Genomic DNA, 9,128 nt, shown 5'->3' with positions numbered 1-9,128 from the left:
TCAGACAATTTCCGCGTCATAACCCATGAAAAAATTCGGGTTTTGGGGTAGCAGCGGTATAAATGCACGCTTGAACTGGTGGCGTATAAATCGAACGCCAATCTCCATATTGGCATCCCAATCCGGATGAATTTTGCGGCTGGCTGCATGATTAAGATACGTCGCAATCGCAATTTTGTTGAGCGCAAGAAAACCTTTGAGGCGAAACCTCAAAGGGCCGGAAAATTTGATGCTGGGCATTGAGCGTACTTTCGTTGTGGTCCGCTTTGTTTGCCAAATCGCACGGCTTTGAAATAGAACAATCCCGACAGTCTTGATGGAATGCCAATGCCCCCTTCTTCGCGTCTTCTTTTGCCATCACCCGACTTAGCCGGATGCGTTTTCGCAGCGATTGAGCGTGACACGCGCGGAATCGTCTTAAGTAGGCAGGATCGGTTCAACCATTTCCCTGCTTCGCCCTTGATTGCTTTGACGTTGGTTTTGGAAGGCACATTAAATTTTGTGCAAAGCGATGGTACCGCAGTAGCAATGCCATCGTTGTTTGTTGCCGGTGCGCAAAACACGCCTTCGGTAAGCTTTAGTGATGGTCCCGTTCATGTGCTTACCATTGCGATTTTTCCGGACGCCTGGATGCGTTTGACCGGTAAAGAACCTCAGGAAATTCAGGATCAAATTCAGTTGGATGTTCCTGCGATCTTTGCTGATTTACTTGATATTACGAGCGGTTCAAACAGTTCAGATGAAGTTTGGGACAGGTTTTGCCACAGGCTTTTACCACTTTGGCGCGCGAAGCAAGCGCATGCAAATTGGCGTGGGAAGGATCGCGTCAGCAATTGGGTAAACGCGCTTTTCGCACGTGCTGTTCTGACGGGTCGCGGAAAGAGCTTGCGAGCGACAGAGCGGCGTTTGCGTCGATGGAGCGGACAGAACCAACAGTCGCTGGAGTTCTATGCGCGCTTTGAAAAGCTTCACCAGCTGTCTGTAGCTGAAAAGGGAGCGTCGCTTGCTGAAATCGCTCATGACGCTGGATTTTCAGATCAGTCGCACATGGGGCGCACCGTTCGGCGCGCCACGGGGTATTCGCCCGCAAAGCTCAATCATCTGATCGAAACCGAAGAGGCGTTTTGGTGCTACAGACTATTAGGTGAGCGCTTTTAAGCGGCCTGATTCAGGCGCTGGGTCTCTGCGATGATCGCATATAGCGTTTCTGGATCGTTGTTCGCACGCAGCTTTGCACAAATCGACGCGTCACGCATCGTGCGCGAGACAAGCGCGAGTGCCTTCAAGTGCTCAACACCTGCGTTTTCTGGCGCAAGCAAGCAAAAGAATAGATCAACCGGCTGGCGATCAACCGCGCTGAAATCAATTGGCTTTTCCAAGCGAATGAACGCGGCTTTCACTTCGTCCAAACCAGCAATACGCGCGTGGGGCAAAGCAACACCGTGGCCAACACCTGTTGGCCCCAGCGTCTCGCGATCCTGCAACGCTCGAACGGTCGTTTCGGGATCAAGCTCATGCACGTTTGCGGCGATATCAGCCATAGCGTGCATGAGCATTTTCTTGCTCGAAACAGTCGAAACGGATCTGACCGCTTCCGGTTTGAGAAGATTGATAATGTCCATCTGCCTATGCCTCACCGCAGCTACCCATAGGCAGTCGCTCTGTTATTCAGGGTCGATCCAGCCGATATTTCCGTCATCTCGACGGTATACAACATTCACGCTCTTATTGCCGTCATTCTTAAACACAAGAACCGGAGCATTGCCGAGTTCCATTTGCATTACAGCTTCACCGACTGAAAGAGACGGGATATTCGTCTCCATCTCAGCGACGATTACAGGTTGCAAAGTGGCTGGCTCTGAATCCGAATCTTCATGTTCCCTTTCGAGGATATACGAGGAAGCGCCAATTAATTCAACTGGGTCTGTGCGGTCTTTGTGATGGTCTTTTAGACGTCGCTTGTAACGTCTGAGCTGCTTCTCCATTTTTTCGCCGCAACCATCAAACGCTGCATAGATTTCAGTAGCATGGGCGCGCGCAGTGGCGGTTAACCCGGTTGATAGATGGACTGTTGCTTCGCAAACAAATTCATGGGCGTCTTTAGAAAAGATGACATTTGCACCTGTTGGACGCTGGGCATATTTGGCTAAAATCGCGCCTAATTCGGTTTTTACATGAGTTTGCAGCGCTTCGCCGATATCGATCTGTTTGCCACTGATTTGGTAACGCATCCTGTCTCCTTCATATATTAATGCCATCGCATGAAAACATGCGGTCCTGATGTCAGGGTTGGCGGGCAGGGGATGAGTATTTTGTAGATTGAGCAGTATCAGCCCCGCGAAGGGTGTTGTTCTGAGGGACATGCGCGATCTTGCAAAACGTCATGGATTTATCTGACGACAAAATTGCGGTGTCTGTCAATCATTTCCGCCACTTACGTTCGAGAAAGTGAGGCGAATTTTCAGGAGATTTTGAAGTTGTCACCGAGATAAACGCGGCGCACATTTTCGTTTTGCACAACTTCATCGGGGGTGCCAGACATTAGAACTTGGCCATCGTGCAAAATATAAGCGCGATCCACAATTTCCAATGTTTCCCGCACGTTGTGATCCGTGATCAACACGCCAATACCGCGTTTTTTCAGGTCGGCAACAAGGTGGCGGATATCCCCCACAGAGATGGGATCGACGCCCGCAAAGGGTTCATCCAAGAGCAAATATTTGGGATCAGCGGCCAAGCAGCGCGCGATCTCAACGCGGCGACGTTCACCGCCTGAAAGAGCAAGTGCAGGGGCGCTGCGCAGGTGCTCAATTGAAAACTCAGAGAGCAATTCTTCGAGTCGTTCACGCCGTTTCTGGCGGTTCTTTTGTGAAATATCGAGGATCGAGGCGATGTTATCTTCGACGCTCATCCCGCGAAAAATAGACATCTCTTGCGGAAGGTAGCCAATACCAAGCTTGGCGCGGCGATACATCGGCAGGTTCGTTACATCGCGCCCGTCAATGGAAACGGTGCCACCTTCAGGATAAACGAGACCGGCAATTGCGTAGAAACTGGTAGTTTTGCCAGAGCCATTCGGTCCTAGCAGGGCAATGACTTCACCGCGCTCAAGTTTCATCGAAACATCGCGGATGACGACCTTTTTTTTGTAGCTTTTGCGCAGATTGTCGATGCGCAGGCCAGAACCGCCTTCGGTCACTTTCAGATCAGGACGGCTCATTCGTCGTCTTTCTTGCTGGACCCGCCTGTCCGTAACAAAGTTTTCACGCGGCCCGTCATCAACGCAGTGCCATCATCGAGCTTGATTGTCATCTTATCAGCGGCAATTGCGCTCAGCTTTTGCGTAACCAACACATCGCCCGTCATCACCATGACTTCATTCTGAAGATCATAGTCCGCCTCTTCCGCTTCGGCGGCTTCTTCGTTCTGGATAATTGTGACGCCACCCGTAGCCTTCATACTTTGGATGTCGCTTTGCTCGTCGTTGTAAAACACTTTCACCCAAGGCGCATAAAGCGTCATGGTGTCTTGGATTACGACCACATCACCAGTGAACAAAGCAGTGTTGCTTTCCTCATCAATGGCGAGCTGTTTGGAGGTCACATCGATTGGTGCGCTGGTATCTTGCTGGCGATCCCCAAAGGCAATTGTCGTGCCGCTTTCTGCATTGGTGTCTTGGGCTAATGCAAGTGAGCCCATAAGACCAAAGCTCAGAACACATGACATCAACAGGGTTTGGATTAATCGCACAAGGCTCGCCTACTCATCTTTTTGTTTCGTATACACTAAATGCACGCCCTGAGTAAAAAGCAATTCCACTTTTCCGGTCGTTTCATTGGTTTTGACGAACATTTTACCTGCTTCCAGCGTGCCGGGTGGACCAAATCCAGTGACCTGACCGGCTGATTCACCCTCAACCTTGGACAAAAGCGAAGTGAGCTGGCTGGTTTTGAAATCATATCCATCTGTTGTGATCAGATGTACGTTTCCACTAAGAACAGCGAGATCTTGCTCTTCATCAACGATGCCTGTGTCAGCGGTGATGGTCATAACCTCTCCGCTGTCGAGATTGATAACCGCGTTGACGACTTGGCCGTAGGTTTTGCCATCCACATCAGGATCAGGGCGCGCGGATTGCGCGGTAACGGTCATGCTTTTGCCAGTGTTGGTGTTTCCGTCATATTGCGGATCGCTGAGTTGCGAGCCACTTATCCGATCGCGAAATGCTTGATCAGACAGAGCAATCGCAGCCGTTGGATCCACCTTGCGAGAGATAAGGAACATGGTCGACAAAAGCACCAGCGCGACAAGCGGTAGCGTGACCTTTAACCCGCGAACAACGCGTGTGTATGCGTGATCGCCAAACGCCATTCCCTAGCCCAGCCCAGCGCGCAAGCAGTCATGAATATGCAGAAACCCTTCGACGCGTCCATCAGCATCGGTCACAAAAAGACAGGTAATCTTGCGCGTATTCATAATGCCCAGCGCCTCTTCTGCTAGAGCATCCGCGAGGATCGTTGTCGGTCCAACTGTCTGAACCGCATCTGCCGTTAGATCAAGCAAGCCATCCATGTGACGGCGCAAATCACCATCGGTGATGATGCCCTGAAGCTGCGTGTCAGCATTAATGATTCCGACAACGCCAAATCCCTTTTGAGAAATCTCAAGCAGCACATCGCCCATAGAGGTCGTCGGTTGAACAAGCGGCAAAGCATCACCTTTGTGCATCAGGTCGCGCACTTTGGACAGCCGCGCACCCAGCTTTCCACCTGGGTGGAAGTCACGAAAATTCGCAGGGGTGAAATCGCGATGCTCCATCAATGCGACAGCCATGGCATCGCCCAGTGCAAGGGTCATTGTTGTAGACGTGGTGGGAACAACGCCAGTGCCGCAAGCTTCCTCAGCCGGGGGCAGAACAATAGCAACATCAGACTGCGTGAGCAGCGTCGAGGTTGCATTGCTCGCAACGCCAATCATCGGAATGCCAAAACGACGGGTATGCGCAATGACGTCCGCGAGTTCCGGTGTTTCGCCTGAATTGGACAGCACCAATGCTACATCGCCCTTGGCCATCATGCCCAGATCACCATGGCTTGCCTCTGCGGGGTGTACGAAATGCGCAGGCGTTCCCGTAGAGGCAAAGGTCGCCGCAATCTTGCGCGCAACATGACCCGATTTGCCCATGCCGCACACAATGATGCGACCCGGTGCATCAAGGATCATTTGAACCGCCTCAGCAAATGGCGCGCCTATGCCATCTGCCAAAAGTGTCAAAGCGTCAGCTTCTATGCGGATCACGCGCCGTGCGGTGTCTAGGAATTTTGATGTATCGGTCATTAGTGAGAAAAGATGTCCTGTTCAGGCCAACCGACGAGGTCGAGGTTCGCGCGCATGGGGAGAAAATCGAAACAGGCTTGCGCAATCGCCATGCGATCCTCGCGGATAAGACGCTTGTTCAGCTCTTTTCGCAAACGATGAAGATAAAGCACGTCGCTTGCAGCGTAATCGAGCTGAGCTTTGGTAAGAGTCTCTGCGCCCCAATCGCTAGATTGCTGATGTTTGGAGATATCGACGCTCAGCAAGTCTTGCAGAAGATTTTTGAGACCATGACGATCCGTATAGGTACGCACCAACTTGCTGGCGATCTTGGTGCAATAGACAGGAGCGATCACCGCGCCAAACGCATTTTGCATCGCAGCAATGTCGAACCGGCCATAATGAAAGAGCTTGAGCACGTTGGGATCTGTTAGCATCTTGCACAGATTAGGCGCGTCGGTCTGGCCTTTTGAGACCTGCACAAGATGCGCATTGCCGTCACCAGCTGACATCTGAATAACGCAAAGCCTGTCACGATGGGGATGCAGCCCCATTGTCTCACAATCAATCGCGACGACAGGACCAAGGTCCAAATCATCGGGAAGGTCGTTTTGATACAGCGTGTTTGCCATTACGGGTCCTATCGTTTCGCGCATAGAATACCGCTTTGATGGCTCATTGACCACCAATCTCATGCGCTGGCTGCCTATCGCACTGAACTGTACTCAGAAACAATCGCAATTAGGTATTTCCTATACGGGCGGCGCTGCGCGCTCGGTCATCAAAGCGCGTGCTGTGACCCGTTCGCGGTGTATCATATAAAGCCCGGCACCGATGATGATAGCGATGCCGATCAGGCTAAGCGTATTCGGGAAATCGTGAAAAACAAAATAACCGAACAAGGTCGCAACGGGCAGTTCAAAATATTGCAACGGGGCCAGCGTAGCAGACGGTGCGAGCGACAAAGCATATGTCATCATCATGTGACTGATCGTAGCAAAAAACCCAACGCCAAACAGCCACAGCCACGCGATGCCCTCGGGCCAGACGGGATCAAATAGGTCCGAGCCTGTGCCGATTGCAAAGAGCACGACAGGCAGACACAACACGCTTGCAACAAGCCCTGTGTAGAATTGCAGAGTTACAGGATGAACTTTGCGCGACAGCCCACGCGTCACAAGAATGTAAAAGGCAAAAGCGACCGCAGTCCCAAGCGGAAGCAGCGCAACAGCGCCAAACGCAGCAAAGCTTGGTTGGATCACGAAAAGTACGCCAACAAACCCTACAAGGGCTGCGCCAACGCGGCGCGGACCTACATCTTCGTCGAGATAAAACTTGCCCACAAGCAAGACGATAAAGGGTGCCACAAAGACGATTGCAAGTGCATCCGCGAGTGGCATCACCCGGATGGCAGCGATGAAGCAAAACGTTGCAAAGAGCAGAAATACAGCCCGAGAGATCAAAGCGACCCACTCTGTGCGTGCAACCCGCAAGGAGAGTTTCATGATCAATATAAATGGTGCCATCAGCACACATTGCACAACAAAGCGCGCAGCTGTAATTTGCCCGACTGGTATGCTTTGTGACGCCAGCTTGGCCGCGACATCGAGCAAGGGCGCAGTCAAGCAAAACCCCAACATCAGAGCGACACCCGTCAAAATACGGTCATTCGAAGTAGAAAGGAGAGCGGCATTTGACATGCGCTCACATAAGTCGATCACGAAAGCCGCGTCCATCTTCTTTTTTGCGATACCAAAGATGGACCGGATGTATTGTTTGGAGGGGAGGATTGGTGCCAGCAGAGGACCCAATTTAATAGTTTAACACATTGATAAGGCAATATTATGTACCTTTCAGTTGTGCTTTTCACCACATTTTTCACCACGTTCAGAAATTTTCTCCGTCGAACGTATATCTGCGCCTTACTTGCTGTCAAATGCGCCTGCACTGCTTTGGATGCTTATTGGGGGTTCTTAGCTGGCCGCTATATAGCTTACGCAGTTTAGGTGTTTGATGCTCCGCGAAGCATTGGTCAAAGTGTGCTATTCCTTGCTGTTCTCCACTTTGCAGCATTTTGTTAAATTTCCCCTCAGTAGTAACTTTCGGACCAAAGGAGACATCCAGCGGGCTACGTCATTGCTGCGCTGCGGCCCGCCAGAACGGACTTTCGCCGCATTGCCAAAATCCTGACCAACCCGAATTCATGCACTGCAGGACGACGCTGCCGTTCGGATTTACAATTGAAAAGTCCGCTTCTTGCGATTTGCGACGGAAGCAAAAATCGCGCCCAACAGTGAATGCCTTTGTGGGAATTGGAGTGGCATGAAAGCCCTACCTTTTCTTGTCGCGCCATTGTGGCTGAAAACGAAATGCCTTAGTTTGGAACGCTAGGTTGCGACCATCAAATCGTTATCGGCAGCAGGGCTAGGCATACGGATCACGACCTGGCTTCTGGGGCGCTGATCACAGTTTCGTGAGGGTGCGACGGAATTTTCTACCCGACGCGTTTAATCATTCCCAGATAGTATGGAAGTGAGCCCAAATGACCAATTCAAAACCTAACCGCCGTGGCATCTTGGCCTGGACGCTTGCAGCCGTTGGCTTGTCTGCGACGGGTCGACCTGTTGTTGCCGCTAGCCTAACCCCTTCTGCGACCGAGGGTCCGTTTTACCCCACAAAGACGATGCGGCGTGCCGATGTGGACAACGATCTGGTGAAGATCATGGGCAAAGTCCAAGAGGCTGGGGGCGAAGTGTTTCACCTTAAGGGGCGCGTGTTGGATAAAGACGGGGCGCCACTTGAAGGTCTGCGCATCGAGATCTGGCAATGCGATATGAATGGCAAATATTTGCATCCCGGTGACCGCCAGAACATCGAATTCGATGCGGCATTCCAAGGGTTCGGGCACGACATCACCGGGCCAGACGGCGCTTACGCGTTCCGGACCATCAAGCCTGTGACCTATCCCGGCCGCACCCCGCATATTCATATAAAGCTGCTGGACGGGGCCACCGAGATTTTGACCAGCCAGTTCTATATCGACGGACACCCTGCAAATGACCGGGACCGCATTTTTCGACGCTTGTCGCCGGCTGACGCCGCCGCTGTATCAATGGTTTTCGTCAAGGCGGACGGGGAGTCCGAAGCCAATGTCGATATAGTGTTGCGCAATGCTTAGGCTCAGTACCCATTAATTTTGTTGATGCTTTCCTGTTGGTATGATCCAAACCTGTAAACTGCGCGGGTATAGAGTGCGCAATCTTTTTTGGCTGAGCGAAGAACAGATGGGGCTCGCGGCTCAAGAATCCGACAACAGCACCATCTCAATTGATGCGACCTTCCTCAAAGCACATCACACAGCATCCAGCTTATGGGTCAAAAAGGGGAGCGTTGACGCTTTTTAGGTCGCATCAAGGGCGGTATGAACACGAACCTGCATGCAGTGACTGATACGATTGGGCGGCCCATTCAATTCTTCATGACTGCTTGGCAGGTCAGTGACTATACTAGCGCACGCGCTCTCGTGAGCAGCCTTCCAGCAGCGGCTTGGCTGTTTGGAGATCGCGGGGATGACGCGAATTGGTTCCGCGAGGACATTGTAAAAATGGGTATCACTCCCTGTTTCCTGGGGCGAAAGTCGCGGGAAAAGTGCGATCAAATCCAGATCGACGGATACCATGCACTGACGCCCTCGATCGCGCGAAGAATTATCTAATGCCCAGGCTAAAAACTAAAGAGCATAGACAGCCAAAATCATTATACACAGAGTCCTCGAGCACCCGACTTTTGACGGGTTGACGTCTGACCGTAGA

Annotated in this window: 11 protein-coding genes and 1 pseudogene; 3 read left to right on the top strand and 9 right to left on the bottom strand. The window is 51.7% G+C overall.

Translation table 11 applies throughout. From position 1 onward, the window contains the following. Window positions 1-240, bottom strand: a complete 240-nt coding sequence (locus tag PFRI_RS01090) for a hypothetical protein (protein ID WP_072628923.1) — start codon at window positions 238-240, stop codon at window positions 1-3. An 87-nt stretch (window positions 241-327) separates the two neighbouring features. Between PFRI_RS01090 and PFRI_RS01085 the strand changes: the two genes are divergently transcribed. Beyond that, window positions 328-1,158, top strand: coding sequence for a helix-turn-helix domain-containing protein (locus PFRI_RS01085; protein WP_072628922.1), 831 nt, complete (start codon window positions 328-330; stop codon window positions 1,156-1,158). On the opposite strand, the gene PFRI_RS01080 is transcribed toward PFRI_RS01085, so the two are convergent. The 8 genes from PFRI_RS01080 to PFRI_RS01045 all read right to left on the bottom strand — a co-directional run bounded on the left by PFRI_RS01080 (window position 1,155) and on the right by PFRI_RS01045 (window position 7,016). After that, on the bottom strand, window positions 1,155-1,622 hold the full coding sequence (locus tag PFRI_RS01080; RefSeq protein ID WP_072628921.1) for a PTS sugar transporter subunit IIA: 468 nt from the start codon (window positions 1,620-1,622) through the stop codon (window positions 1,155-1,157). The genes PFRI_RS01085 and PFRI_RS01080 overlap by 4 nt on opposite strands. A 42-nt stretch (window positions 1,623-1,664) precedes the next feature. Next, entirely contained in the window at window positions 1,665-2,231 is a 567-nt protein-coding gene (hpf, locus tag PFRI_RS01075; protein WP_072628920.1) for a ribosome hibernation-promoting factor, HPF/YfiA family, read from the bottom strand. A 230-nt stretch (window positions 2,232-2,461) separates the two neighbouring features. Continuing rightward, window positions 2,462-3,220: an LPS export ABC transporter ATP-binding protein gene (gene lptB, locus PFRI_RS01070; protein WP_072628919.1), complete on the bottom strand. Its 759-nt coding sequence runs from the start codon at window positions 3,218-3,220 to the stop codon at window positions 2,462-2,464. Further along, window positions 3,217-3,750: an LptA/OstA family protein gene (locus PFRI_RS01065; RefSeq protein WP_245812203.1), complete on the bottom strand. Its 534-nt coding sequence runs from the start codon at window positions 3,748-3,750 to the stop codon at window positions 3,217-3,219. The genes lptB and PFRI_RS01065 overlap by 4 nt, the downstream gene beginning before the upstream one ends. 9 nt (window positions 3,751-3,759) lie before the next feature. Next, window positions 3,760-4,371, bottom strand: a complete 612-nt coding sequence (lptC, locus tag PFRI_RS01060) for an LPS export ABC transporter periplasmic protein LptC (RefSeq protein ID WP_072628917.1) — start codon at window positions 4,369-4,371, stop codon at window positions 3,760-3,762. A gap of 3 nt (window positions 4,372-4,374) precedes the next feature. After that, a complete protein-coding gene (locus PFRI_RS01055; RefSeq protein WP_072628916.1) occupies window positions 4,375-5,337 on the bottom strand; it encodes a KpsF/GutQ family sugar-phosphate isomerase in 963 nt (320 codons plus the stop codon). After that, complete coding sequence (locus tag PFRI_RS01050; protein WP_072628915.1) at window positions 5,337-5,948, bottom strand: ribonuclease D; 612 nt, start codon at window positions 5,946-5,948, stop codon at window positions 5,337-5,339. The genes PFRI_RS01055 and PFRI_RS01050 overlap by 1 nt, the downstream gene beginning before the upstream one ends. Before the next feature lie 120 nt (window positions 5,949-6,068). After that, a complete protein-coding gene (locus tag PFRI_RS01045) occupies window positions 6,069-7,016 on the bottom strand; it encodes a DMT family transporter (protein ID WP_072628925.1) in 948 nt (315 codons plus the stop codon). A gap of 842 nt (window positions 7,017-7,858) precedes the next feature. Here PFRI_RS01045 and PFRI_RS01040 point away from each other — a divergent pair. Continuing rightward, window positions 7,859-8,494: a dioxygenase family protein gene (locus PFRI_RS01040; RefSeq protein WP_072628914.1), complete on the top strand. Its 636-nt coding sequence runs from the start codon at window positions 7,859-7,861 to the stop codon at window positions 8,492-8,494. A 106-nt stretch (window positions 8,495-8,600) separates the two neighbouring features. Then, window positions 8,601-8,965: pseudogene (locus PFRI_RS21570) on the top strand (transposase); the annotation flags it as partial. Window positions 8,966-9,128: the final 163 nt, after the last annotated feature.

The sequence above is a fragment of the Planktotalea frisia genome, from assembly GCF_001890925.1.
In the GTDB taxonomy this organism is placed as follows: domain Bacteria; phylum Pseudomonadota; class Alphaproteobacteria; order Rhodobacterales; family Rhodobacteraceae; genus Planktotalea; species Planktotalea frisia.
The sequence above is the reverse complement of the archived record's forward strand: the minus strand, read 5'-3'. Positions and strand labels throughout refer to the sequence as shown.